The 26,050-nt window shown below is 52.5% G+C and carries 18 protein-coding genes; 8 read left to right on the top strand and 10 right to left on the bottom strand.

Annotated features, from left to right (window positions below):
- Positions 1-98: 98 nt before the first annotated feature.
- The 3 genes from O6D90_RS16805 to O6D90_RS16795 form a co-directional block, all read right to left on the bottom strand.
- The gene (locus O6D90_RS16805) at positions 99-9,431 is read right to left on the bottom strand and encodes an autotransporter outer membrane beta-barrel domain-containing protein (RefSeq protein ID WP_271143131.1); all 9,333 of its coding nucleotides are present in this window, start codon (positions 9,429-9,431) and stop codon (positions 99-101) included.
- Positions 9,432-9,627: 196 nt separating this feature from the next.
- Complete coding sequence (locus tag O6D90_RS16800; RefSeq protein WP_016155932.1) at positions 9,628-10,206, bottom strand: helix-turn-helix transcriptional regulator; 579 nt, start codon at positions 10,204-10,206, stop codon at positions 9,628-9,630.
- A 618-nt stretch (positions 10,207-10,824) separates the two neighbouring features.
- Positions 10,825-12,000 (bottom strand): DnaJ family molecular chaperone, encoded by a 1,176-nt coding sequence (locus tag O6D90_RS16795; RefSeq protein WP_016152164.1) that lies wholly within the window; start codon positions 11,998-12,000, stop codon positions 10,825-10,827.
- A gap of 246 nt (positions 12,001-12,246) precedes the next feature.
- On the opposite strand from O6D90_RS16795, the gene pheP reads away from it, so the two are divergent.
- The 5 genes from pheP (at position 12,247) to O6D90_RS16770 (ending at position 18,298) form a co-directional block, all read left to right on the top strand.
- Positions 12,247-13,641 carry a phenylalanine transporter gene (gene pheP, locus O6D90_RS16790; protein WP_032931079.1) on the top strand — a complete coding sequence of 465 codons (1,395 nt, stop codon included), beginning with the start codon at positions 12,247-12,249 and terminating at the stop codon, positions 13,639-13,641.
- Between the two features lie 165 nt (positions 13,642-13,806).
- Positions 13,807-15,048 (top strand): MFS transporter, encoded by a 1,242-nt coding sequence (locus O6D90_RS16785; RefSeq protein WP_016155933.1) that lies wholly within the window; start codon positions 13,807-13,809, stop codon positions 15,046-15,048.
- A 15-nt stretch (positions 15,049-15,063) separates the two neighbouring features.
- A complete protein-coding gene (locus O6D90_RS16780; RefSeq protein WP_016155934.1) occupies positions 15,064-16,092 on the top strand; it encodes a sugar phosphate isomerase/epimerase family protein in 1,029 nt (342 codons plus the stop codon).
- Entirely contained in the window at positions 16,089-17,240 is a 1,152-nt protein-coding gene (locus O6D90_RS16775) for a Gfo/Idh/MocA family protein (RefSeq protein WP_016155935.1), read from the top strand. Before O6D90_RS16780 ends, O6D90_RS16775 begins: the two co-directional genes overlap by 4 nt.
- 77 nt (positions 17,241-17,317) lie before the next feature.
- Positions 17,318-18,298: a LacI family DNA-binding transcriptional regulator gene (locus O6D90_RS16770; protein ID WP_016155936.1), complete on the top strand. Its 981-nt coding sequence runs from the start codon at positions 17,318-17,320 to the stop codon at positions 18,296-18,298.
- A 3-nt stretch (positions 18,299-18,301) separates the two neighbouring features.
- On the opposite strand, the gene O6D90_RS16765 is transcribed toward O6D90_RS16770, so the two are convergent.
- The 4 genes from O6D90_RS16765 to O6D90_RS16750 all read right to left on the bottom strand — a co-directional run bounded on the left by O6D90_RS16765 (position 18,302) and on the right by O6D90_RS16750 (position 21,333).
- Complete coding sequence (locus O6D90_RS16765) at positions 18,302-19,546, bottom strand: mechanosensitive ion channel family protein (protein WP_016152170.1); 1,245 nt, start codon at positions 19,544-19,546, stop codon at positions 18,302-18,304.
- A gap of 64 nt (positions 19,547-19,610) precedes the next feature.
- Positions 19,611-20,264, bottom strand: coding sequence for an oxygen-insensitive NAD(P)H nitroreductase (nfsB, locus tag O6D90_RS16760; RefSeq protein ID WP_016155937.1), 654 nt, complete (start codon positions 20,262-20,264; stop codon positions 19,611-19,613).
- A gap of 119 nt (positions 20,265-20,383) precedes the next feature.
- Positions 20,384-20,752 carry an MmcQ/YjbR family DNA-binding protein gene (locus tag O6D90_RS16755; protein ID WP_016152172.1) on the bottom strand — a complete coding sequence of 123 codons (369 nt, stop codon included), beginning with the start codon at positions 20,750-20,752 and terminating at the stop codon, positions 20,384-20,386.
- Positions 20,752-21,333, bottom strand: a complete 582-nt coding sequence (locus tag O6D90_RS16750) for a TetR/AcrR family transcriptional regulator (protein ID WP_016152173.1) — start codon at positions 21,331-21,333, stop codon at positions 20,752-20,754. The genes O6D90_RS16755 and O6D90_RS16750 overlap by 1 nt, the downstream gene beginning before the upstream one ends.
- Positions 21,334-21,522: 189 nt before the next feature.
- Here O6D90_RS16750 and O6D90_RS16745 point away from each other — a divergent pair, with 189 nt between their 5' ends.
- Both O6D90_RS16745 and O6D90_RS16740 read left to right on the top strand, forming a co-directional pair.
- Positions 21,523-22,635, top strand: a complete 1,113-nt coding sequence (locus O6D90_RS16745) for an MBL fold metallo-hydrolase (RefSeq protein WP_016152174.1) — start codon at positions 21,523-21,525, stop codon at positions 22,633-22,635.
- A 17-nt stretch (positions 22,636-22,652) separates the two neighbouring features.
- Positions 22,653-22,994: a RamA family antibiotic efflux transcriptional regulator gene (locus O6D90_RS16740; protein WP_003021996.1), complete on the top strand. Its 342-nt coding sequence runs from the start codon at positions 22,653-22,655 to the stop codon at positions 22,992-22,994.
- 21 nt (positions 22,995-23,015) lie between these two features.
- Here the strand turns inward: O6D90_RS16740 and O6D90_RS16735 are convergent, their stop codons facing one another.
- Together O6D90_RS16735 and O6D90_RS16730 are read right to left on the bottom strand one after the other, a co-directional pair.
- The gene (locus tag O6D90_RS16735; RefSeq protein ID WP_016152175.1) at positions 23,016-23,264 is read right to left on the bottom strand and encodes a DUF1158 domain-containing protein; all 249 of its coding nucleotides are present in this window, start codon (positions 23,262-23,264) and stop codon (positions 23,016-23,018) included.
- A gap of 66 nt (positions 23,265-23,330) precedes the next feature.
- The gene (locus tag O6D90_RS16730; protein ID WP_271143130.1) at positions 23,331-24,449 is read right to left on the bottom strand and encodes a YbdK family carboxylate-amine ligase; all 1,119 of its coding nucleotides are present in this window, start codon (positions 24,447-24,449) and stop codon (positions 23,331-23,333) included.
- A 169-nt stretch (positions 24,450-24,618) separates the two neighbouring features.
- Here O6D90_RS16730 and O6D90_RS16725 point away from each other — a divergent pair, with 169 nt between their 5' ends.
- On the top strand, positions 24,619-25,362 hold the full coding sequence (locus O6D90_RS16725; protein ID WP_016155939.1) for a GNAT family N-acetyltransferase: 744 nt from the start codon (positions 24,619-24,621) through the stop codon (positions 25,360-25,362).
- Here O6D90_RS16725 and entD read toward each other — a convergent pair.
- Positions 25,342-26,019, bottom strand: a complete 678-nt coding sequence (entD, locus tag O6D90_RS16720) for an enterobactin synthase subunit EntD (protein ID WP_016155940.1) — start codon at positions 26,017-26,019, stop codon at positions 25,342-25,344. The two genes, O6D90_RS16725 and entD, sit on opposite strands and share 21 nt — an antisense overlap.
- Between the last annotated feature and the right edge of the window lie 31 nt (positions 26,020-26,050).

The raw sequence follows: 26,050 nt of genomic DNA, 5'->3' as shown, positions 1-26,050 counted from the left end.
CGTAGGCCTGATACGTTAAGCGCATCAGGTAGCTTTGTATCTGTGACAGGCAAAAAAAAGCCCCCTGTTAAACAGAGGGCTAGCGAGTTTATGTCAGCTTAGAACGATTTCTTAAAGCCAATTGATGCATTAACCGGCGCTTCAACCTGCGACTTACTGCCACCGTTACTAAATTGCGTACCCAGTTCTCCGTAAACCTGCAGGTTTCTGTCGATAGACCATGACAGACCGGCTGCAACTTCAGTGCTGGAGTACTGTTGTGAAGACTCAAGCGTGGTGGTGGCTACCGCATTGCTAAAGTGCGTTTTGTCTTTTGAACCCAGACCCTGCCAGACGTTGACCCTGCCGTAAGGCTGGAATTTGCCATGGTTGGTGTCATAGTCAGCGACCAGACGCACGCCCAGACGGGCGGTAAAGGAATCCGCGGTATCCATTTTCACTTTCGTTTGGGTCACACCATCAAGCCGCCCGTTATCAAAGTCGCTGTGTTGATAGATCAGCTGAGCCTGAGGTTCCAGACTCCATGCGCTGGCGCCTAAACGGAACGATTTACCCACTTCTGTTGACGCCGTCAGCGTGTTGCCTCTGACGGTATACGAGCCGTTGTTACCGGTCGCCGCCAGGCGGGATTTATGGTTACCGTATTGCAGGACGTTATCAACATACATCCCGTCGCCCGAGAACCAGGTGGCGTAGCCGCCGACATAAAACGCGTTGTCGTCGATGTTGCCGCCTTTGCCGTCGCTGCCTGTCTTCGTGCCTTTCACGTTGCTGTCGATATCAAGAATGCTGGTATACATCCCGGCTTTCCAGCTTTCGTTGGCATACATATCGACGCCAACCTGAATCCCCATGGTGTGGGAGCTGGTTTGCGTTCCAGCCGCATCATCCAGTTTGGTTTTACCGGAGTAGCCAATCATTCTTGCCCAGGCGCGATTGTCTTCATCAATACCTGGTTTAACCTCGTCACCCATACGCTGGTGCATGTTGCCTAACAGGCTGATGTCGCCCTGACGAACGACGCTGGCGAGACCAGAATACAGCATAGTTTCTGGACGATATTCGCTTCTCAGATACCAGTTTTCACCCTGACCCTGAGCGTTACCCGCATGCAGTTGATACTCAAATGCGCCTGCAGCCATACGATCGGCGGCAAGATGGAAGGCGTCTCGTGACGTTTGTGCCGTAGTGGTTGCGCCATTGAGCGCGGTTACCACTTCGATACCATCACCAATAGTTGGTGCGCCGAGACCAGAACCATCGACATCCAATAGCGTACTACCGCTGGCTTTACCGCCATCGATAATCAGACGGTCGGCAATGCCTGCGCCGCTGCCAGTTTGTGTGGCCGCCATGTTAATAGTCCCTTTTTCGCCGGTGTAATCCCCTTTGACGGTTAACGTTGTGCCAGTCTGCTGGCCGATGAGTGAAACATCGCCGCCGTTGCTCAGTCCCGCTACCGTCTGGTTGTAACCTTGCGTGTTGAGGGTGGTGTCAGCGACAACGTAGTGGTGTGATGCGCTACTCAGAGTGTTGGTATTACCCGCCTGCAGTACACCGTTGGCAATCAGCGTTGCGCCGCTGTAGCTGTTTTCACCATGCAACTCCGTAACACCGCTGCCGGTTTGATGCAGTTGGCCTTCGCCGCTGATATTACCGGTCAGCGCCAGGGTATCGCCACGATTGACGTTGAGTACGCCGTTATCAACGATATCCCCCTGAATGCTGCCGATATCACCGCCGTTACCCAGCTGTAAAACGCCTTGCTCGATGGTGGTGCCACCGGTGTAGGTGTTATCCAGCGTCAGGGTGAGGGAGCCTTTACCAGTTTTGGTCAACTGACCGTTACCTTCGACTTCCGTCAGCAGAGAAACGTTATGTCCGTTGGTGTCGAATGTCCCGCCGCCGGATTCCAGAGTCACCTGACGAGCGGTATCAAACGCTTCACCATATTTCAGCGTACCACCATTAAAGGTAATTCCCGTCTCTGGTGCGCCAAGGTTGGTATCACCCGCCACCTGCAGCGTACCTGAGGTGATGGTGGTTCCACCGCTGTAAGTATTGTCGCCAGTGAGGATGAGCGTACCGAGGTCGCCTTTATTCAGGCCGCCGGTGCCGCGGATCACGCTGTCGATAGTCGCGGTGTAGTTAGCGCCGTCTACTGTGCCATCGCCGACGCGAATCAGCGTATTAGCCGTATCGGCGGTAATGGCTTCACCGCCCACGCGATAACCATCGGTGGCGAACTGTGCGCCACTGATGATGACGTCGCCTTTGCTGTTATCGACGGTTACATTGCCCGCTTCACCCTGGAAGACGGCGAACGCGGCATCGGTAAACGGTGCGTTCAGCGCGCCTTCTGGCGTTGATTCATCCGTTGTCCAGTTGTCATTACCCTGGCTGGATTGCCAGATACCGTCGCCGCCGTTGATGACGCCGTTGTTTTTCAGCTCGCCATTCTCACCGCCGGTGCCGTCCCAGAAACGTAGCGTCAGCCCGGCATGGTTGACCAGGTTAACCTGGTTTTTAACCGAGGTTTGTACGTACAGGCTGTCCGCAGCTTCCGGCGCGTCGGCAATGTCCATCACATTGTTGGTTAATGTGCCGGTGTAGTTGATGACGCGGTAAACACCAACGTCAAAGCTTCCGCCTGGAGAGGTCTGGATATTGAGCTTACCGTCGAGCGTCAGATCGCCATTCATATCTATCAGGTCATTGAAGGCTCCGCCTGGGGTATAGGCCTGACCAAACTGGTAATCAAGCTGTGCGTTATCGCTGAGCGTCAGTGAACCGGTAGTCAGTTTACCCACGCTATTGATGGCCGCACCCGCGGTAATATGGCCGTCATCCAGTACATCAACCGCGCCGCCGATAATACCGTTCCCGCCGAGCGTTGCCCCAGATTTCACCGTCACCTGACCGGTCGCGGCAGACTGATTACCGTTGACCAGCAGTACGCCTTCATTGACGTCCGTGGTGCCGGTCCAGGTGTTATCGCCGGTCAGCGTTAACGTGCCGTCACCGATTTTCACCAGGCTGCCATCGTTGCCGCTGATAATGCCGCTGATGGTGTCATCAAGATGCAGATTACCCAGCGACAATTCTTTATTGCCCAGTTCGACATTCCCCGCGCCGGACAACGAGCCGATAGATGTTGCGCTGTCGACTGCGCTGATATCGACCTTGCCGCCCGCCAGGTTTTTAACGACGGTATTCTCTGCTAACGCCTGGTCCGCAAAGGTCATCAGTCCGCTGTTATTCACGCTTGCAGAACCACCGCTGGCGTTTTCTTCCAGCGCCAACGTACTGTCTTTTGACACGTTAACCGTCGCCTCGCCCGCGGTGGCGTTATCGGTTAACAGCGCTTTCGCTGTGCCCGTCAGGTTCAGTTTTGCGCTCGCGGCGGTGACGTTATCCGCCAGTGTTAACAGGCTGTCGGCGATGTTCATGGTCAGGGATTTCAGGCTGGTCTCTGTTCCGCTGACATTGAGCGTTGCCCCGTTATTGACGTTCACGGTGCTGCTTTCATTGCTACCAAAGGCCCCGGTTTTGCTGACGTTGACCGTCACATTGTTGGCATTTCCGGTACCGGCAATTTCTGTGTCGCCTTTATAGCTGTTCGCGCGATTGAGCGACAAGGTACTGCCCGCATCGCTTGAGCTGCTGGTGACTTTCAGTTTACCGTCGCCGGTAATCTCACCGGTTGGCGTGAAGTTATGTGAATTGAGGTCAAACACCGCCGCGTTATCATTCGCGCCCAGCGCAATGGTGCGATTGCTGGTCAGGTCCGCACCCATCTGCAGCGTGGAGCCATTGTTGATAGCCAGGTCGGTTCCGCTCTGACCGAGGTTGCTGTCGGCGGAAATCTGCAACGTACCGCCATCAATGCGTGTGCCGCCGCGATACGCGTTATCACCGCTGAGGATCAGACGGCCAAGGTCGGTTTTCACCAGCGTCAGCTTGTCAGTCGTGCTGGCTTCGCGGATGACGGACTCAATGGTCGCGGTATAGTTTTGCCCCGCGCCACCCGCGCCAACGCGCAGCAGCAGTTCACCGGTTCCCGGCGTCTGGCCGGCGTGAGTCGCGTTTTCCGTGGTGGCATAAGCGTTAAGTGCGTCGCCTTTAACGACATAGCCATCGGCGTCAAACTGTGCCCCGGAGAAGTTAACTTCTCCTGCGGCGTTATCCACGGTAACGGTGCCACCTTTGGTGGTGAAGACGGCAAAGGACTTCTGCGCCCAAGGTGCGTTACCTTCGCCCGTTGCCGTGGTCCAGTTGTTATCACCCTGACTGCCGATCGCCATCCATTTGCCATCGCCACCGTCAATTTTGCTGTCGCCCTCAATGCCCGACGCGCCGTGGCTTTGACTTACCGTCGCCCCGTCCCAGAATTGCAGGGTAACGCCGTTGGCGTTCACCAGGTTGACCTGTTTGTCGATAGAGGTCTGGACAAAAATATTGCTCTTATCCTGACTGTCCGGTATTGCGCCCAGCTCCAGCGTCTGGTTATCCAGCGTACCGCCGTAATTATAGATACGGTACACGCCCGGTCCGAAGTTACCGCCTTGCGACGTGGTAACATCCAGGGTCCCGTCCAGTTGCAGATCGCCTGCCACGTTCACCAGATCGTTTAGCGCACCGCCTGGCGTAAAGGCCTGGCCCAGTTCAAAAGCGGAGGTCGTTTTGCTGCCAAGCTGCAGATTACCGTTAACAGATAGCGTACCCGCACCGCCGTCACCGGCGCTGATGGTTGTGGCATCGTTCATCAGCACGTTGCCGCCGATAATGCCTTTACCGCCCAGTGTGGACGTGCCGCTGACGGTGGTGACGCCGCGCGCCGCGCTTTGATCGCCATTCACCAGCAGTGTGCCGTTAGTAACGGTGGTGTTACCGGTATAGGTATTGTTGCCGTTCAGACGGGTAATGCCGCCGCCGATTTGCTGTAGCGCGCCGATACCGGAGATCACACCGTTGAGCAGCACGGTGTTGGCGCGATTAATCGCCAATACGCCGTTGTCGATGATGTCAGAGACGGCGCTCACTTCGCCTTCATTTCCACCGTCACCTAACTGCAGCGTACCGGTTTGATCAATGGTGGTAGAGCCGGTGTAGCTATTGTTGGCGGTAAATACCGTGGTACCGCCCGCCGCACGTTCAAATTTCCCGTCGCCGCTGATGATGCCGCGATAGATCTGTGCTGTTGAGGTATCCCCCTGAGTATCGAAGATAACCTTGCTGTCTGCGCCCTGGGTGGTGACATTGTAATCGCCAATGCTTGCGGCAGTGCTGGTTGGTTCGACGTGGTCGCCGGTACGCAGCGTGGCGCCATTGTTTACAGCAAGGGTTTCGCTCGCCAGATTCAGGTTTTCAACGATGCGTACATCTGCATTTGACCCGCTGATGGTCAGTGAATCCCAGCCAGTGCCAATGTTGGTACCGGTATTCAGGTTGTCGCTAGCCAGCGTACCAATCTTCGCACCTTTTGTATCAGTGAAGGTGAGGGCGTTGCCCGTTCCCGCTGCGGTAAGGATGTGGCGCGTTTTATCCAGCGTCACATTGCCAATGTTGGCTTTATTGTTACCGCCAGTACCCGCGAAATTCACTTCGCCAGCATAAGAGCCGCTACGCCAGTTGAAGGTATCCGTACCTTCACCGGTGTTGATTACGCCGCTGGTCACACCGCCGCTGATATCGATGGTGTCATTGCCTTTACCAGACTGAACTGCCACGGCCGAGTCGTTGATGGCCTGCAGGGTTCCCGTGTTGGTAATGGCTTTACTGCTGTCGCCGCTGGCGTCTATTACTGGTGAGGTGGTGCTGGCAGAGATAATCTTGCCGCTGTTGGTCAATGCGCTAACGTTTTTCGCGATGATTGCTGAACCACCTGCGCTGTCATGCACGTTGATGTCGGCATTGGTGGTGATACGACCGTCCGTATTGGCGCGAATACCGCTGCCTTCGCTGTTGAGTACCTCAATGGTATAGCCTTTGCCGATGGTTAGATTGCCCGTCACCGCGTCGCCATTACGTTGTTCAAAGGCGAAGCCGGTACCTTTACCGTTGACGTTGAGGATGTTGTTCAGCCCATCGTTCATGGTCAGCGCCACGCTGGTGCGGATCCCTGGGCCATCGTTGGAGTCGATGGTGACATCACGCAGCGTGATATTGGTGTTGTTGGCATCGTTTTGAATACCGGCACCGGTACCATCAGCGCGGATCATCACGCTTTGCGCGGCCAGAGCGCCAGCGCCTTCGGCCAGGCGAATACCGTCCGCGGAGCCATCGGTGGTAATGCTGTCGCCAGTCATACCGTTAATCAGCAGGCTTGCCCCTTGGGTCAACAGAACGCCAGCGGTGCCATCATCAACCTGAATTTTGCCCAGCTTATTAATCTGCGCGCTGGAGCCTGAGGCGCGTACGCCGATGCCGTTGCTGACATGCAGGGCGAGGGAGGAGTTATTGGTTAAGCTACCGCCTTTTTGAACATCGACACCGATGCTGTCGACGCTGGCCAGATCGATAATCGATTTGGTATCGAGGATCAGGTTGCCCAGACTCCTCGCCACATAGGCGATTACCTTGTTGCCGCTGGCTTCAGAGGTGATCTTCGCGTTTGAGGTGAGGGTCGTGCTCGTGGCATTGCCCTGCGTATTACCATTCAACTGATGCGCCTGACCATCCACAACCCCGGCAACGGTTCTTTCACCGGTTAAATTGATGGTGGTTTTATCGCTGATGGTCCCTTTCGCGCCGCCTTCGATAACCAGCGCCGCAGAGTCAGTGCCCTTAACGGTAAACGTTGCTTCACCGGTATCTACGTTACTGCCTGCGCCGGTGGCGAGTACGCCCACGGAATTGTTACCGCTGAGAGTCAAATCCAGGTTGGAGGTGGACTGATCTTTCGGGTTAGTGGTATTACCGGCCAGCAATGCGCCATTGGCGATACGGAAAATGGTGGTGCGATCCTGACCGTTGTCATTCATCACCGCCTGACCAATATTGGCGGTAGCGCCCTTACCATACAGGTAATAACCAATCTGATCGGTGCTGTTAAATGAGGGGCTACTTAAGCTGTCAACGTTAGCGATGGCGTTATCACGCACGTGGACGCCGATGTTACCGGCTTTATCCAGCGTAATATTAGAGTAGACGTTGACTACTGCCTGACCGTTGGCGCCACCTTCCGCCCAGATGGCGTAGTTACGATTACCGACGCCGCCTTCACCGTCCACCACGATAGAGCCTGCAGCGCTGGTGGTGACTTCGGCATTTTTGTTATTGGCGCTAACGTGGATCCCTACGTTGTTGGTGCCATTCACGTTAATCTTGCCGTCGTTACGGATTTCCTGATTATTTTCTGCGCCGCTGTCGTGTACGGAGATGCCGTAGTTTTTACTGCTGCCCCCTTTAGAACCGCCATTGATCACGATATTGCCGGTATTGAGGACGTTGCCCGTGGCATTTCCGACCAAAATCCCTGCGGCGTTACGGACGCCGGTTCCCAGCGTGATAAGGCCGTTGTTAATCACCTCTTTGGCGCTCTTGATCATAATACCGGCGCTCAGGCTGGAACCGCCTGCCATGGTGACATCTTTAGCCGGATCGCTTGCGTCGCGACCAAGATAAATAGAGGCATTCTGAGCGTTGGTAAAGGTGGCATTCCCGGCGACTTCTACGCCATAAGCGGTGCCGCTGGCAAAGGATGTACCGCTTTTACGTCCGTCTACGACGTTAATATCGCCGTTGTTGACCCCTTGCGCATCGTCAGACAATTGCATACCAATCGCCAGCGTCAGCGAAGAAGCGGGGACGTCTTTGCTCCAGGGATCGGCTGCCGAAGCGGTACCAAAGTTATCGGTGGTGATCGCCTGGTTGATGATGCCGTTGTTAGCGATCTGGCTGGTGCCTTGACCTTGCATACCAAATGCGCCATAGCTGTTGACGTTTTGGTTGCCGTCTTTATCGATAAACAGCCCTGAGTTGATCATCCCGTTGTTGGTTGCCGTCGCGTCTTTTGCCAGCATGCCAATCGCCAGGCTCTGCCCGGTAGACGTTCGTAATGCGTTCAGTTCGCCAAAGTTTGTGATAACCCCGCCATCAACGGCTTTCATGACGCCATTAATACTGCCGTCAACGGCAAGAATCGCATCTTTGTTCAGGGTGCCGGAGGTGCCTGCGCCGTTGGCGTAAATAGCATGCAGTTCACCGCGGCCAGCGGTCGCGTTATTGACATGCGATAAGCCGTCTGTCCAGACGTCGTAATCCCAACTGAGCACGTCAGAGGGCTTGCTGGAATTGATCAGACCATCAATCAGCTCGGCATACTTCGTTTGTGCTGCGGTGACGGTAGTGACTTCATTCGCTTCCAGCCACAGTTGGATTTGGCTGACTTTTTCGCCTTCCGGGTTTTCCGCCGCGTCGCTGCTATTGCCCAACAGCCAGTCGTTAAATTCGGCCAACTCCTGCGTGTTGGTGATGTTAAATGTGCGCTCACCCGTTTCGACGACTTTGCCGTCCGTATCATAGCCGTAGGTCATGAGCGTGACATCATCGCCAAACACGGAGGTTTGCGCTGAGCCGGCGAAGGTTTTTTCAGGAATAACCGGGGCGGCGTTAAATTTTATAAAGTTATCGGATTGCCAGTAAACCTGGCTACCCGCGTCCTGAGCCTCCAGTAAGGAGGAGTCTTTGGCCAGTAATTCGATGGTATTGGCTTTGGCGCGTACATTGAGCGTGTCGTCGCCCAAATTCAGATTGGCCGTGGAGCCGTTTGTCGCCAGCGCGATGCCAAATTGTTTGTAGATTTTAGACTGCGTCGGATCGTAAGTGTTTAATGCCGAATCGCCAATCTGTGATTCGGTAAGAAAGTTACTTAACGCGTTGGTATCAAAGACTTTAATGGTTGTTTTTTCGCCGGGGAACGCCGGGTCGTTAATCTCAAATTCTGTGCTCTGCGAAGGCGTTGATGATTGGTTATAAGTCAGGTATTCCGCCAGCTCCTCGGCGGTAGTAATCGTTTTTACGCCCTGGTCAGGGCTGGTGGCCTGCAGGGTGATTTTGCCGGTTTGCAGTAGCTCTCTGATGGTCGTTGATTCAACAACGCCACTTTGACCCGGACTGATGGTTGGGATCGCGCCGCTGATATTGAGCGCCTGACCAGCAGTGATATCTTCATATAAGAATCCGTAGTCGTGGACACCCTCATAATCCCCAACAGAAATACCTGTCTGGTAGTCGGCGAAAATATTATGTTCACCGATGTCGATGATCGGAGTTGCTGAAGCTTGCATTGAAGCAGCGCTTAATGCGCCGGCCGCCAGTACGGCGACAGTTTTACGTGAGCTGCTTTTTTTCTTTCCTTTGGTTAATTCGGAAACGACCACCCAGATACCGAGCACCGCGTTCCAAATAATGCTGTAAACTTTGTTCATATATAACCCTCGTCTACATTCCTGTTATGTGTATTGTTAATACATTGAGTTGTTGGCTATGGTTGGCACGCGGATGTGCTACCCGGTAATAGATTTTTGGAAATAGGATTCCCTTCCGTGCGATGCGGAATTAAAAAGTGAGCCGAAAGGAAATCTTTTAAATAATAACCGTGATAATTGTCCTTAAATAAGTCAGTTACGGCTGGCTATAGTGAGAAATGGTGTACTTGAGTCGGGAGTTATTTTTCCCGAGTTTTCTGGCAATGTTGCTTTTGTACGCCCCGATGGTTTTTTCACTTTTTTGTGATGCCCCAGCGATTTGAGTCAATGACCAACCCCGGGCAAGCATCATCATTACGTTAAATTCGTTTGCTGTGATTTTGTTGTTTATTTCTTTGATATCAATTGGTTTTTTGTTTTGTGATATGCACGTCACGGCATGCAGTAACCGATCTAGGCTGGCGTCTTGATCGAGGAACTGCATGTTCCTCCCGCAAACGGTTTGAAAAATAGAAAAAGTAGCTTCATCTGCCAAAACAATAATTTTTGTGGCAGGGCGTAAAGCCATGTTGCGGATAATCCTAGCATATTTTAAAAAATCTGAGTTGTCAGGATTAATAATGATGCAATCCATTTCATAAGGGATTATGTTGACGGCAGAAAGCGTCTGAGAGGAGTAGTACGCGATATCAATATATAATGATGAACCACGTAGGATTTCTCGCATGCCTAGCCAGGGATAAATTGATTCACCCAAAAAAATAGCCTTAGACATAACGATCTCCTTGAAATTTTGGTGCAGGCGGTCGCCTCTTTTTTTAGGCTAAAAAAAGAGTTTCTTGCGACGCATGAAATGTTAATTAAATCTCGTATGACGTTCTTTGGTGTGAACGCATCCTTATTTATTGCAGATTCAACAGGTATTATCTGTATTAATTTGAATCATTAACTATTCTTAAAGTAGATATTACACTTTGTTAAAATTTAAGATAAATCGTTTATTTCAGCTCTGAGTAAATGATTGATAGATTTCGCTTATGGATCACGCGAATAATGTTTCAGCCATTTCTATAAAGACAGGGTATTCCTATTTGTACTGGAGGGGATTTATATGAAAAATCTTATATTTCAAACAGATAACCATTCTTCTTAATGGGACTATTGGCAGGTAGGAGAATTCTTAATCAAGGCCAGGATAAAGAGAGAGGGAGAGCGGTGGGAGAGAGAAATATTGTCTTATTTGCAGTTATCGACCTAAAATTCGAGTATTTAAGTTGATAACTCTGACTTATCTTAATGGCTAAGCATTTTGTGCTATTTTTATCATTTGGTGCTTAATCTTCAAACCTCCCTTGAAGATGTTGTATTTTCTGCTTGCTATCGCTGATAGCGCTTACCCCGCCAACAGCTCCTGCTCAACCTGTTGCACCTGTTGTTCCAGCGTATTGCGGATTTCCGTAAGCGCCCGTTGTTGATCGGAGAAGTAAGCCTCTTTATCCGTCACGGAGGTGGCAAGGCGCCAGGCGTTCTCAGCTTCCAGTTCGGTAATCTCTTTGAGCAGTGCGTTAATTTGTTCTCTGAGCTGCTGTATTTTGCTGCGTAAATGCTGCAGATCGTTCAATCGGTCACTCGCCATCATCGGTTCGAGGCCGCTTTGCAATTGAGTCAGTAGCGCCCGAACGGCAGCAAGGTCGGCATTTTGGCGCGCCTGGTTAAGCTGCACCATCATCTGATGCGCTTTCTCTTTCAGATCGTCCGCCACCACGTCCGGATGACAAAGACGGCTGGCCTGACGCCACAGGCGTTTTAACTCATTACGCTCTTCAGAAGAAAGTCGTTGGTCCCGGCTAAAACGATGTTGCGCATCCTGCTGCTGCTCCTGATATTCATCATATTCATGGCTGGCTTCTTCCTGTGCCTGACGGGCTGCGCTGTCGTCCTGGCGAGAAAAGTCGTTTTCCAGCTCACGAATCTCCGCCAGCAGGGCGGTAATAAGTTCCGTTTGTTGTTGAATTCGTTGACGTGTTTCCACCGATTCGCGCGAATCTGAATTCTGGTTCATCCAGAGCTGCTTAAGCCTGGCCAGTTGATCAACAGCCTGGGAAATATAGTGCTGGCAGGATTGATAGTCTTGTTCCCGGCGTTTTCGCTCCGCTTCCTGTTTGCGCTGGGCGCTGGCGGCGAGCTGTTTACGCAACTCGAGGATCCGGCTCATCAGCGGCCCAAGGCGAAGATGATACAGATCGTTGAAATCATCGAGGATTTGAATGCGCGTGTTGCGCTTATCGATCAGGTCACGCAGCTGTGTTTCGAGCGCTTTTAGTTCCAGTTTACTGGCGGCAATGGCAGGATCCTGCCACGTTGAGACTGCCCGTTGAGATTGCAGCCAGGCCGTGATTTCACGTAGGGCGTCACTAAAGCGCCGTGCTTCGAGCGCCTGAACGATGGCGCCTGGCAAGACTGACATAGGCTCATTTTTCAGATGATCTACCTGCTGGAAAATAATCTCCTCATCTTCCAGTTCAATAGCGCTTTTGACGATTTCCAGTCGTTTGATGATCTTATTCATGACAGTCGTTGCCTGGCCTGGCTCAAAAACGAGTGGCTGAAACACAGCGGGTTCACCCGTTTGAAAATGTTAGAAAAACAGTAAAGCGCATTCTGTGGCCTGCGATGCCTTTTCGTCCAGAATAATTCACCGTAATTATGAACAAACGCAATGCCACGGGCACAGCGGGTCCTTATTGCGCCTTGCGACAACCAGGTTGAAATGTTAAAAGAAGCCCCTTCAATAAAAACGACACAGGGGAAGGGCGTGAAAAACGCGTCAACTGCATCTGACACCAGCGTGTCTGATGCCGCGTCAACGAATGAGCCGACGCTTCAGCGGGGGTTGCAAAACCGCCATATTCAATTAATTGCGCTGGGCGGCGCAATTGGTACCGGCCTGTTTTTGGGCATTGGCCCGGCTATTCAGATGGCGGGACCTGCGGTGTTACTGGGTTACGGCGTTGCCGGGATCATCGCTTTTTTGATTATGCGTCAACTGGGCGAAATGGTGGTGGAAGAACCCGTTTCCGGATCGTTTGCCCATTTTGCCTATAAATACTGGGGACCGTTCGCGGGATTTCTGTCCGGCTGGAACTACTGGGTGATGTTTGTGCTGGTTGGCATGGCGGAACTGACCGCGGCTGGGATCTACATGCAGTACTGGCTGCCCGATGTCCCGACCTGGATTTGGGCCGCGGCATTCTTCGTGATCATCAACGCGGTTAACCTGGTCAACGTACGTCTGTATGGCGAAACGGAATTCTGGTTTGCGCTGATTAAAGTGCTGGCCATTATCGGCATGATTGGTTTTGGCGTGTGGATGCTGTTTTCCGGTCACGGCGGGGAACATGCAAGCATTGATAACCTGTGGCGTTACAACGGCTTTTTTGCCACCGGCTGGAACGGGTTGATCCTGTCGCTGGCGGTGATTATGTTCTCCTTTGGCGGACTTGAGCTTATCGGGATTACTGCCGCAGAAGCACAGGATCCGCAGAAAAGCATTCCAAAGGCGGTAAACCAGGTGGTGTACCGTATTCTGCTGTTTTACATCGGTTCTCTGGTGGTGCTGCTGGCGCTGTACCCGTGGGTGGAAGTGAAATCCAACAGCAGCCCGTTTGTGATGATCTTCCATAATCTTGATAGCAACGTGGTGGCTTCTGCGCTGAACTTTGTCATTCTGGTGGCTTCGCTGTCGGTATATAACAGTGGCGTCTACTCTAACAGCCGTATGCTGTTTGGTCTCTCTGTCCAGGGGAACGCGCCGAAGTTCTTAACCCGCGTCAGCCGTCGCGGCGTACCGGTAAATTCACTGATCCTCTCCGGTGCTATTACGTCTCTGGTCGTACTGATCAACTATGTCCTGCCACAAAAGGCCTTTAGCCTGCTGATGGCGCTGGTTGTGGCGACGCTGCTGTTGAACTGGATTATGATCTGCCTGGCCCATCTGCGATTCCGGGCGGCGATGCGTCGTAAGGGACGTGACACGCAGTTCAAAGCGCTGCTGTACCCGGCAGGGAACTACCTGTGTATTGCTTTCCTTGGCATGATTCTGGTGCTGATGTGTACGATGGACGATATGCGCCTGTCAGCTATCCTCCTGCCGGTGTGGATCCTGTTCCTGTTCGTTGCCTTCAAACTGCTGTGTCGTAAGTCCCGCTAAGTTTCTACCGATCCCATCGTCAGGATGGGATCGGATCTTCTCTCAATGTTTATCGTGACCGCTCTCGCAATTTTGCCTTTGCTGGCAGGATCTTTATTTTGTAATCGATTACTTTTCTATTGAATCTATTTTGTAATCGATTACTTTTTAAAGGTGAGGCAAAAAATGGTGTCAACAACCGAAAGTAGTGGAAAACAGAACGTACAGTACCGGCTGCTGGTACCCCGGCTGTCGCTAATGATGTTCTTACAGTTCTTTATCTGGGGAAGTTGGTCTGTCACGCTGGGGCTGGTGATGAGCCAGCACAACATGTCGCTGCTGATTGGCGATGCGTTTTCAGCCGGGCCCATTGCTTCTATTCTGTCGCCGTTCGTCTTAGGGATGCTGGTAGACCGCTTCTTTGCCTCGCAAAAGGTGATGGCGGTGATGCACCTTGCAGGCGCGGCGATCCTCTGGTTTGTTCCGCAGGCATTGGTGGCGCAAAACGGTGCGCTGTTGATTGGTCTGCTGTTTGGCTACACGTTGTGCTACATGCCAACGCTGGCGCTTACCAACAACATTGCTTTTCATAGCCTGTCGGATAAAGACAAAACTTTCCCGGTGGTGCGGGTGTTTGGCACCATTGGCTGGATTGTCGCGGGGATTTTTATCGGCGTAACCGGAATCTCGGATACTACCGGCATCTTTACGCTGGCGGCGGTTATTTCTGTGATTCTGGCGCTCTACAGCCTGACGTTGCCCAACACGCCCGCACCGGCGAAAGGACTGCCGGTAAAAGTGCGCGATCTGTTTTGTGCGGATGCTTTCGCCTTACTCAAGGTTCGTCACTTTTTTGTCTTCTCGCTCTGCGCGACGCTTATTTCTGTACCGTTGGGAACCTATTACGCATATACCGCGTCGTTTCTGGCTGATGCAGGCGTTGGCGATGTCAGTACGGCGATGTCGTTTGGTCAGATGTCTGAAATTTTCTTCATGCTGGTGATCCCGTTCCTGTTCAGGCGTCTGGGCGTGAAATACATGTTGTTAATCGGGATGTGCGCCTGGTTTGTGCGCTACGCATTCTTTGCCCTCGGCATCAGCGAAGAGGGCCGATTCCTGCTGTATCTCGGCATTCTGCTGCACGGCGTGTGCTACGACTTCTTCTTCGTGGTCGGCTTTATTTACACCGATCGTATTGCCGGGGAGAAAGTAAAAGGCCAGGCGCAAAGCATGATCGTTATGTTTACCTATGGGATCGGTATGCTGCTTGGTTCGCAAATTTCAGGCGCACTTTACAACCGTCTGGTGGCGGGACAAACGGTGCCTCAGGCGTGGACCACATTCTGGTGGATCCCGGCAGTGGCTGCCGCAGTGATTGCCGTGATTTTCCTTTTTTCTTTCAAGTATGACGACAAAGAGCAGGCGTAATTTTCAGGAGGGGTTATGAAAACCATCAAGGGGCCTGGCATTTTTCTGGCGCAATTTATCGGGGATCGTCCCCCATTTAACACCCTGGAAGGCGTGGCAAAATGGGCGGCGGAGCTGGGCTATAAGGCATTACAAATCCCGTGTAATCACAAGTCTTTGTTTGATGTCGAACAAGCAGCCAGAAGTCAGGCCTATTGTGATGATATTCGTGGGATGCTGGCCGGGCATGGGCTGGTGATTAGCGAACTATCTACCCATCTTGAAGGCCAACTGGTTGCCGTCCATCCGGCTTACGATGACGCTTTTGACGGATTTGCTCCGCCATCTGTACGCGCTAATCCGCAGGCCAGGCAGGCGTGGGCCATCGAAACCCTCCACCAGGCCGCTGCGGCTTCGCAAAGGCTGGGGCTGACGGCGCATGCTACGTTTTCTGGTTCGCTCGCCTGGCCTTTCTTATATCCGTGGCCACCGCATAACCGTCAGCGCTTTGAAGAGGCTTTTCTGGAGCTGGCGCGCCGCTGGAGACCCATTCTCGATCGCTTTGATCATCATGGGGTGGATGTTTGCTTTGAGATCCATCCCGGTGAAGATCTGCACGATGGCGTAACGTTCGAGCGCTTTCTGGCGCTGGTTAATCATCATCCTCGCTGCAACATTCTCTATGACCCGAGCCATCTGTTATTGCAGCAGATGGATTACCTTGGGTTTATCGATGTTTACCACTCGCGCATTAAAGCGTTTCACGTCAAGGACGCTGAGTACCACGCCAGTAGCCGCAGTGGTGTCTATGGCGGTTATCAGCCGTGGCTCGATCGCGCTGGGCGTTTCCGTTCCCTGGGGGACGGTCAGGTCGATTTCAAAACCATCTTCAGCAAGCTCACACAATATGATTTCCCTGGCTGGGCGGTACTGGAATGGGAGTGTTGCCTGAAAGACGCGCAAACCGGGGCGCGTGAGGGGAGCGATTTTATACGCCGCCACATTATTCCGGTTTCTTCACGCGCATTTGATGATTTCGCCGCTGGCGATGAGGTACGCAAATGATACAGGTTGGCATTATTGGCAGCGGTTTTATTGGGCCTGCACATATCGAGGCGTTGCGTCGACTCGGCGGTGTGAACGTGGTGGCGCTCTGTGATAGCTCGCTGGCGGTTGCCCAGGAACGTGCAGATGCTCTTCATATTCCTCAGGCGTACGGCAGCGTTGAGGCGCTGCTGGCGCATCCCGGACTGCAGGTGGTGCATAACTGTACGCCGAATCATCTGCATGCCGACATCAACCGGCAGATTTTACGCGCGGGTCTGCACGTGTTTTCAGAAAAGCCGCTGTGTATGACGCCTGATGAGGCTCGTGAACTGGAAACGCTGGCGGAGCAGGTAGGAGTGGTGCACGGCGTGAGCTTTGTCTATCGTCAGTTTGCGATGGTACAACAGGCTGCCAGCATGGTCAGGCGCGGTAGCGTGGGGCGTCTGTTTGCCGTCCAGGGGAGCTATTTGCAGGACTGGATGCTGCTGGAAACTGACTACAACTGGCGGGTCGATGCCAAACAAGGCGGCAACTCACGGGCGGTTGCGGATATCGGTTCCCACTGGTGTGACACGGTGCAATTCGTCACTGGAAAACGTATTGTCGAGGTGATGGCCGATCTGGCTATCGTCTGGCCGGTACGAAAAGCCAGCATCGCCAGTAACGCTACGTTTGGCCAGCAAACGGCTGACCTGCAATTTGAGAATAAAGCGGTGACGACGGAAGATTGTGGATCGGTGCTGGTACGTTTTGACGATGGTAGCAAAGGCTGCTTTAGCGTTTCACAGGTGAGTGCCGGGCGCAAGAATCACCTGAGCTTTGAAATTAACGGTAGCCAGAGTTCACTGCACTGGGATCAGGAAACGCCGCAACAGCTTTGGATCGGGCACCGTCAGCAGGCGAACCAGATCCTGACGGATGACCCAGGATTGATGAATGCGGATGTCGCTGCCAGTGCGCACTTTCCGGGTGGGCATATTGAGGGCTGGCCGGATGCATTCAAGAATATGATGCAGCAGTTCTATCAGGCGGTGCAGGCAGGCAAAATGCCCGCGACGGCGGAGCGTCGATTTGCGTCATTTTCTGATGGTGCGGATGTGATGTATATCATTGATGCGATTATAAAAAGCCATCAGCAGCAGCGCTGGGTATCAGTGCAGCGCTAAACACGCACCCGGTTCGCCGGGCAGTGATTTTATGGTAGCCTCAACGTAAAGCCTAAACCGCAGGATTTGTCGTCGTTATGTCTATTCAAAAAATCGCCCAGCTTGCCGGTGTGTCGGTGGCGACGGTATCGCGTGTGCTGAATCACAGTGATACCGTCAAAGCCAAAAATCGCGAGCGCGTGCTTCAGGCTATTAAAGAAAGCAATTATCAGCCCAACCTGCTGGCTCGTCAGCTGCGTACGGCACGCAGTTCGATGATTCTGGTGATGGTTTCCAACATTGCCAACCCTTTTTGTGCAGAGGTTGTTAAAGGCATTGAAGAAGAGGCGGAAAAGAATGGCTATCGCATTTTGCTGTGTAATTCCGGCTCGGATACCGCCCGCTCAAAATCGGCGTTAAAGCTGCTGTCGGGGAAAATCGTTGATGGCATTATCACCATGGATGCATTCTCAAAATTACCGGAACTGACCACGCTGATTGGCGACGCTCCCTGGGTTCAGTGCGCGGAATATGCTGATAAAGGCGCGGTTTCCTGCGTAGGGATTAACGATGTTGACGCTGCGCAGTCGGTAATATCTCACCTGGTGGAAAAGGGCTATCGACGCATTGCGCTAATCAATCATGATCTGAGTTATAAATACGCCCGGTTGCGCGAACGTGGCTATAAAGCGGCGCTGCATGCGCTGTCGCTTGAGTATCAGGCCGTAGAATACGCCAGCGAGTTAAGTTCCAGTGCAGGAATTGCGGCGATGAAAACATTGCTTGCCGCAGAGGTGAAACCCGACGCGGTGTTTGCCGTATCGGACACGCTTGCCGCTGGGGCGATGCGTGCTATTTTCAATGCCGGATTACAGATCCCGCAGGATATCGCCGTCGTGGGCTTCGACGGTACGGAACTGGCAGAAATGGTTTCCCCACAGCTTTCGACCATTGAGCAGCCCTCGCGGGATATAGGCCGCAAAGCGGTAGGATTGCTGCTGAATAAAATAGAAAATCCTGACGCGCAGACGGAAAGGGTGATGATGGACTGGCGCTATATTTCACGCGCCAGTACCTGAGCGTTAGCGTTGAAACGCGCCTGACAGCGCGCGAATATCATTTCCGGTGGGTGACTGATGAATGCGCAAGCCAAATTCTTCGATCACGGCGAATATATGGTCGAAAATATCAGCCTGAATACTTTCATATTCCAGCCAGACCACCGTATTGGTAAAGGCATAAATTTCGATCGGTAAGCCGTGATCGTCTGGCGCAAGCTGGCGCACCATTAACGTCATATCTTTGCGAATCCGCGGATGATGACGCAAATATTCGTTCAGATAGGCGCGGAAGGTGCCAATATTCGTCATCCGACGGTGGTTTAATACCGATTCAGGCGCATCTAACTGTTGATTCCACTCGTCAATTTCCTGATGGCGCGTGGTCAAATACGGTTTCAGCAGGTGCGCTTTATGCAGCCGCTGACGCTCATCCTCATCAAGAAAATGAATGCTGGTGGCATCAATGCTGATGCTGCGTTTAATGCGTCGCCCACCGGAAGCCGACATCCCACTCCAGTTTTTAAAAGAGTCCGATACCAGTGACCAGGTTGGGATAGTGGTGATGGTGTTATCCCAGTTGCGCACTTTTACGGTGGTTAAGCCAATATCAATCACCGCGCCATCTGCGCCGTATTTAGGCATTTCCAGCCAGTCACCCAACTTCAACATATCGTTGGCTGAAAGCTGTATTCCGGCCACTAGCCCGAGGATCGGATCTTTAAACACCAGCATTAACACGGCGGCCATGGCACCCAGACCGCTTATCAATATTGCCGGTGACTGACCAATCAGCAGGGAAATCATCAATATTCCGACGACAATAGCGCTGATGAGCTTGATGCCCTGAAATATGCCTTTTAGCGGCAATTGCGATGCGGCAGGGAATTTTTGCGACAGATTGAGAATGACGTCCAGCAGGGAAAACAAGGACAACAGGGCGTACATCATGATCCACAGCTGTGCGCAGGTTACTAATATTTCTGCTGCTTCACTGCCTTTCTGTAACCAGAGTGCGGCCTGTATATTGACAATGATACCCTGCAGGGTGAATGCCAGCCGATGAAATAACTTGTTCTGCGTGATGATTTGTAGCCACAGGCGGGAGCTGGCGTTGGCGCGCTTTTCAAATGCGCGTAATACCACCCAGTGCAAAATAACGTGAACAATAATGGCGGTGATAAAAATAATGCCAAAAATCATCACCAGTGAGGTGGTGTGATTTATTTCAATGCCGAGTTCTTCTACCTGAGATATCAATTCCTGCATAACGTCTCCTTAATAAACAGCGGTCTATGATGACCGCTGTGTAGAGCTTATGCAAATGCGGGGATTAAACTTCCGTCAGTGTTGTTTCCAGCGGCAGACGAGATTTTGGCAGCGCGGCGTTGAAATCTTCTACGCTGTGATGACCCACCGGGACCACAACTACGCTGGTGAACCCTTTTTCTTTCAGGCCAAATTCTGCATCCATGACCGCCGCATCGAAACCTTCGATCGGCACCGCATCCAGACCCATCGCCGCCACGCCCAGCAGGAAGTTACCGACGTTCAGGTACACCTGTTTTGCCATCCAGTGGTTGTCATCTTTCAGCTCTTTGCGATGCATGTCGGCAAAGAAGGTGCGGCCTTTGTGGTTTGCGGCTTTGGCTTCAGGGGTGGCGAAACGGCCATCGTGCTCTTCTTGATCCACCACGCGCTCCAGCCAGGCATCGTCCATCGCCGTTTTGGCGCAGAACACCACGACGTGGGAAGCATCCAGCATTTTACGTTCGTTGAATACAAAGCCGCCGGCTGCGGATTTCGCCACGCGCGCTTTACCTTCGTCAGTGCTGGCAACGATAAAGTGCCACGGCTGAGAGTTGGTGCTGGACGGACTAAACTGCAGCAGCGTTTTTAATTTTTCGGCCTGCTCAGCGGTCAGTTTTTTATTCGGATCGAATGCCTTAGTGGAGTAACGTTTTAAGGCGACAGAAACAATATCCATAACTACTCCTGGTGATTTTTCATACCCTGCGGGTGCGTTTTGTTTCAGCAGGGTACAGGGTTAGCAAGAAAAAGATAAGACAGGAAAATGCAAAAACACTTATCGGAGTTAACGATAAATCAACCTGGACGCAGGCGTTTTTGATCCCGCTTCGCCAGGCCGTCTACGACGCGATGCCATGAATCATTTACCAACTCCGTCAGTAATGACTCGGTAATGTCGTCGCCTGGGTAGACCGATATCCAGTGCTTTTTATTCATGTGATAGCCGGGTTCAATGCTGGGGTAGATCTGCTGATTTAACAGTGACTTTTGCGGATCGGCTTTCAGGTTAACCAGCGGGCGTCCGCGAAGCTCTGAGACCAGCATAAAAATTTTGCCGCCGACTTTGAAGACATCGTATTCCGGGCCGAATGGCCAGCAGTGCTCGGTAAAAGGCAGTTCGAGCGCAAGGCGCTTTGCACAGGCATGTAAGGTCTGGCCGTCCATTATTTTTCCTCACGGGTGAGTGCGCGCCACATCGCCTCAAATCCCATCGAAATATATTCTTTTGCGCGAGCTGCATCGCGGGCGGCGAACTCCATGGTGGTCTCTGCCAGAGAAAGAAACAGCGCGTCGCCAAAGGCGCGATACTCGTCAGACATAAACTCAGGTCGTACGGAGCGATGACAAAGATCGCGCAGTTCCGGGAACATATCGTCAGCCTGCTGTTCCGTTTCTTTGCTGATTTTCTCGCTGACGGCCAACTGACGAATCGTGCGATGCCCGCAGGTATGGTTCAGGCCCCAGCTAATGTAGCTGTTCCAGATGTAGTGAGTCATGGTTTTGGCATCGGTCACCGATCGATCCAAATTTGCCATCATCGACTGACAAAGGTCTTGCTTCAAAAAGAGGTAAAGCTCGTTGATCAAATCATCTTTGGTTGCGAAATAGCGAAACAACGTCCCCTCCGCAACCCCTGCATTGCGGGCTATCACGGCGGTAGATGCCGCAATGCCTGATTGTGCAAATGCTGTGGTTGCAGCTTCCAGTAATGCCAGTTTTTTGTCTTCACTCTTCGGACGAGCCACTACACTTTACCCTTAAGTCTGTAAAAAACATGATTGAATCACGGCCTTTGCAGCACCGCAACGGCGAATGTCAAAGATTGAAAATCATCTTGACGGCGAACTTTCGATTTCTATAATGAGTGCTTACTCACTCATAATCAAGAGTCAGTCGCGCAAACCAGCGGAAAGGGGCGCGTTTAAGGTCAGGATATGAAGCGTCTCACAGTTTGTGTGGTTGTTATTATGCTAATTGCCGCAGCTGCAAGTTTACCGTTTGTACTCAATGCCGGGTTTGGTCAGGCTCCGCAAGGGGCACAACTGAGTTTGGTTGAACAGTCACCTCACTATCGTGATGGACAGTTTCATAACCAGGTGCCGACACCGGGCTATACCGGCAACAAAGGCATGCTGGCGGCCTGGTGGGAATTTCTGGTCGCTAAGCGTGATAATGCGCGCCCGGCGCAGCCGTTACCGCTGGTGGCAACCGATCTCGCCGGACTTTCGCCACAGCAGGATACTCTGGTCTGGCTGGGCCACTCCTCATGGTATTTGCAGCTGGCGGGTCAACGTATCCTGATTGATCCGGTATTTAGCAATTATGCCGCACCGTTTTCATTCCTGAACAAAGCCTTTGCCGGGGATTATCCGTGGACTGCGCAGACGATGCCGGAGATCGATCTGCTCATTATCTCGCACGATCACTATGACCATCTGGATCTCGCCACTATCAAGGCGTTAATGCCGAAAATTAAGCGAGTGATTACGCCGCTCGGCGTAGGGTCGCATCTGCGTTACTGGGGGATGCGCAGCGAGATAATCGAAGAGCGGGACTGGAATCAGTCCGTCAGAGTGACGGATTCGCTGATCGTTCATGTGCTGCCTGCTCGTCATTTTTCGGGGCGCGGTATCAAGCGCAACCAGACGCTATGGGCGAGCTTCATGTTCGAAACGCCGGAGCAGAACGTTTATTACAGCGGAGATTCCGGCTATGGACCGCATTTTAAAGCCATCGGTGAGCAGTTTGGCTCGGTTGATTTGGCGATTATGGAGAACGGTCAATATGACCAGGACTGGAAGTTTATTCACATGATGCCTGAAGAGACGGCGCAGGCTGCGGCCGATCTGCATGCGAAAGCCGTGTTGCCAGGGCATGCCGGCCGTTTCGTTCTGGCGAAACATACCTGGGATGATCCTTACAAACGACTGGCGCTTGCCAGCCGTCGTCAGGATTACCGACTACTGACGCCAATGCTGGGTGAACCGGTAATTCTGTCCGAACCGGACCAACCGTTTACGGCCTGGTGGCAACAGGCGACTCAATGAATACAGGGGAGAGCATGATGACGATTTCTGCTCAGGTCATTGATACGATTGTTGAATGGATTGATGATAATTTGAATCAGCCATTGCGCATTGATGATATTGCACGCCATGCGGGATATTCCAAATGGCACCTGCAGCGTCTTTTTATGCAGTACAAAGGCGAAAGCCTCGGGCGCTACATCCGCGAGCGTAAGCTGCTATTGGCGGCGCGCGATCTACGCGATACCGACCAGAAAGTGTATGACATCTGTTTGAAATACGGATTCGATTCGCAGCAGACCTTTACGCGAATTTTCACCCGTACGTTCAGCCAGCCGCCGGGCGCGTATCGCAAAGAAAATCATAGCCGAACGCATTAACGGCAAAGGGTTCTCGCGGGCCTAATCCGCCAGCGAGAACCAGCGCCGCCAGATAAAACGCAGTACAAAATATTCAATCACCCCCAGCAGTAAAAACCACAGACAAAACAGCAAAGTATAAAATTGGTTGAGATCCATTAGATGAAAGGTGGCGACGAGTTTTTGCGCCAGCACAATGCCCAGTGAGGGGGCGGGCAGCAGCAGGCAAGACAAAAAAGCCAGTAGCAGGATCCCTGCGGCGGTCATCAGTGATTCAAGCGGGTGTTTCATGGCATTGTTAAACTTGAGTTAAAAAGCCATTGTCCGGGATCTCTGTGGGCAACGCAAACGCCACGCTTACAGCCCGGCCCAAATCTCACAATGTTTTTTCACCAGACCACTCAGTGATCCGCCGTCGGCGACGAAATCACGCATGCTCTGCGCTTCATCATGACCATTTTTAACCTGCAGGCGTAAGGATTCAATCGCGCTGGTCGCGCCTACTTTGTCCGCAGAAGCGGCGACATTCTCCAGTAGCCGTAGCGTGTCATCTGACAGGCGGTGCCCATCGCCAGTATTGACATCGGTGATGATTCCCGCCATGCCAAAGCGGCAGGCCTGGAAACGGTTAAATTTATACAGCAGGTAATCACGCTCCTGGTGCTTGAATGGCCGTTTAGTGAGCAACCAGTGGGCGGTAGCCTGAATAAGTCCCGCCATATTGACTGCGTGTTCAAGGGTTAGCGGAGTGTCCATGACGCGAACCTCTACCGTACCAAAGTGCGGGCTGGGGCGGATATCCCAGTGTAAATCTTTAATGCTATCAATCATGCTGGTGTAAGCCAGTCGACGAAATAACCCCTCGAATTCCTGCCAGTTATTCACCCACGGCATCGGGCCATTATCGGGAAATCCGGAGAAAATATTCAGCCGCGCGCAGGCAAACCGCGTGTCGGACGTCTGCATATAAGGTGAGGCGGCAGAGAGTGCAATAAAATGGGGAACAAATCGCGACAGGCCGTGCAGGAGGTAAATAGCATCATCGCCGTTTGCGCAGCCGATATGCACATGTTGGCCGAATACCGTCGCCTGCTGAATAAGATAGCCAAAATTTTCCAGGTTGCGCCGATAGCGTTCGTCATCGCAGACTTCCTGACGTTGCCATTTTTGAAACGGATGCGTACCGCCGCCACAGATGGCGAGGTGATGCTCGGCAGCAACCCGTGAGATTATCTGCTGCATGGCGGATAATTCAGCACTCGCCTGGTCGATATTGCGACAAACCCCGGTCGCCATCTCCAGCATACTTTCAGTGATATCGTGCTTTACTTCTCCGGTGGTGAGCAGCGGCTTTACGGCGTCAATCAGTCGGGAAGAGTCCTGGCTCAGGTCGTAGCCCGGAGGATTGACCACCTGCATTTCCAGTTCAATGCCTAACGTAAAAGGGTCAGAAACATGAAAATCGGGTAGGGACATAGTGTTCTCTTCAGCGTTGATTTTTAATCAGTATAGACGCGTCATCTTGCAAGCTGCATATAGAAGGGCCGCTGAATTTCTGTTCGTTGTCAGAAATCCCCCCGCGATGCTTTGAAGGCGAAATGGCCGGTGTTATAACTATTTTTTACTTCGCAACAGGGGTTGAATCGTGCCGGAAATTAATCTTTATGGACAGACCGTCGGCGATATTGTGCCTGACTGGAATGGTGCCGCCGTACTGCCGCGGGAAGAACTTGCAGGGCAATATTGTCGACTGGTTCCCCTGAATGCCGACAGCCATGCCGCCGATCTGTTTGATGCTTACGCGCAGGCGCCAGACGATCGCGACTGGACCTGGCTTGCAAGTTCTCGCCCCACGAGCGTTGAGGCCACAGCTTGCTGGGTAGAGGGCAAATCTACGGATGCATCTCTGGTTCCCTATGCTGTCATTGAACAGCGTTCCGGTCGTGCGGTGGGACTGGTGTGCTTTATGGCGATCGAACGGGAGCATGGTTCGGTTGAAATTGGTCATGTAACCTGGTCACCGCGCATGAAAAATACGGTACTCGGCACCGAAAGCATCTGGCTGTTGCTGCGCCAGGCGTTTGCGTTGGGCTATCGTCGCGTGGAGTGGAAATGTGACTCTCTGAACACGGCTTCCCGTCGGGCGGCGGAGCGCCTTGGGTTTATCTTCGAAGGACGTTTTCGCCAGAAGATTGTGCGCAAGGGGCGTAATCGCGACAGCGACTGGTTATCGATGATTGATAGTGAATGGCCCCAGTGCGACGCTGTTTTGCAGCGCTGGCTGGTTGCCGACAACTTCGATGAAAAAGGGCAGCAACGCCGATCGCTGGCGGCGTGTCAGCATGCATATTGCGTTTTCCCTAACCACTCAGAGAGAAAAGGCTCGTGAGCATGATGCCGGGCTAGCGCACAGGGTGATGATGTTTTCTTCACGCTGAAACCAGCTAATGTTAACGCTCAGTCCGGCGAGGCCTTGCGAAAATGACGACATGATTTGTAATGTTAATTGCTGAGTCGTGAGTGCGGTGATTTTTGCGCTGGTGAAACCTGGTAGCCCCGATGCCTGATTGGAAAACGCCTTATATAGGCTCTCCTTTGCGCTGAATACCAGGGTTAAGGCGAGCGGAAAGGGCAGGCAGGTATGCTGCAAAATCTGATGTTCGTGGTTATCAATAATGCCATCAGCCAGCTCAACTGCGGTTTGTGGTGTAAAAATAGCTTCTATATCCAGCCCAATGGGATGCGTTGATACGACCGCCAGCGCCGTTGTTGCGCTATGGCTGATGCTGCCAAACAGATCCTGCGGCCACAATGGTTGGCGTTGCACACCGATGCCGGGCACGGTTTTGTGGCCAAATTCACGCAGTGCGTGGACTGCGGCAATACGCCCCGCTAAGTGCTCAGCTTTACGCTTACGCCCACTGAAGTGGAGCTGAGTGTGGTGGGGAAGCCAGAGCAGGTCGTGCTCATAGAAAGTGTCGGGATCAAATTCGACAATGTGCAGCGTATGATCTGCGAAAGGGAGCGGGATGTGCGTTGTGTGCATGATTTCTTACGGTTTCCCTCTCCCCGCAGCG

The organism is Citrobacter sp. 21OH12SH02A-Citro (assembly GCF_027919895.1).
Lineage (GTDB): Bacteria > Pseudomonadota > Gammaproteobacteria > Enterobacterales > Enterobacteriaceae > Citrobacter > Citrobacter braakii.
Note: the sequence above shows the minus strand (reverse complement) of the source record. Positions and strands in the feature narration are given on the sequence as shown.

Excerpts from the sequence above, each read along its gene's own strand:
- O6D90_RS16805 (WP_271143131.1), bottom strand. The coding sequence starts at position 9,431 with ATGAACAAAGTTTACAGCATTATTTGGAACGCGGTGCTCGGTATCTGG.
- O6D90_RS16800 (WP_016155932.1), bottom strand. The coding sequence starts at position 10,206 with ATGTCTAAGGCTATTTTTTTGGGTGAATCAATTTATCCCTGGCTAGGC.
- O6D90_RS16795 (WP_016152164.1), bottom strand. The coding sequence starts at position 12,000 with ATGAATAAGATCATCAAACGACTGGAAATCGTCAAAAGCGCTATTGAA.
- O6D90_RS16785 (WP_016155933.1), top strand. The coding sequence starts at position 13,807 with ATGGTGTCAACAACCGAAAGTAGTGGAAAACAGAACGTACAGTACCGG.
- O6D90_RS16780 (WP_016155934.1), top strand. The coding sequence starts at position 15,064 with ATGAAAACCATCAAGGGGCCTGGCATTTTTCTGGCGCAATTTATCGGG.
- O6D90_RS16775 (WP_016155935.1), top strand. The coding sequence starts at position 16,089 with ATGATACAGGTTGGCATTATTGGCAGCGGTTTTATTGGGCCTGCACAT.
- O6D90_RS16770 (WP_016155936.1), top strand. The coding sequence starts at position 17,318 with ATGTCTATTCAAAAAATCGCCCAGCTTGCCGGTGTGTCGGTGGCGACG.
- O6D90_RS16765 (WP_016152170.1), bottom strand. The coding sequence starts at position 19,546 with ATGCAGGAATTGATATCTCAGGTAGAAGAACTCGGCATTGAAATAAAT.
- nfsB (WP_016155937.1), bottom strand. The coding sequence starts at position 20,264 with ATGGATATTGTTTCTGTCGCCTTAAAACGTTACTCCACTAAGGCATTC.
- O6D90_RS16755 (WP_016152172.1), bottom strand. The coding sequence starts at position 20,752 with ATGGACGGCCAGACCTTACATGCCTGTGCAAAGCGCCTTGCGCTCGAA.
- O6D90_RS16745 (WP_016152174.1), top strand. The coding sequence starts at position 21,523 with ATGAAGCGTCTCACAGTTTGTGTGGTTGTTATTATGCTAATTGCCGCA.
- O6D90_RS16740 (WP_003021996.1), top strand. The coding sequence starts at position 22,653 with ATGACGATTTCTGCTCAGGTCATTGATACGATTGTTGAATGGATTGAT.
- O6D90_RS16735 (WP_016152175.1), bottom strand. The coding sequence starts at position 23,264 with ATGAAACACCCGCTTGAATCACTGATGACCGCCGCAGGGATCCTGCTA.
- O6D90_RS16730 (WP_271143130.1), bottom strand. The coding sequence starts at position 24,449 with ATGTCCCTACCCGATTTTCATGTTTCTGACCCTTTTACGTTAGGCATT.
- entD (WP_016155940.1), bottom strand. The coding sequence starts at position 26,019 with ATGCACACAACGCACATCCCGCTCCCTTTCGCAGATCATACGCTGCAC.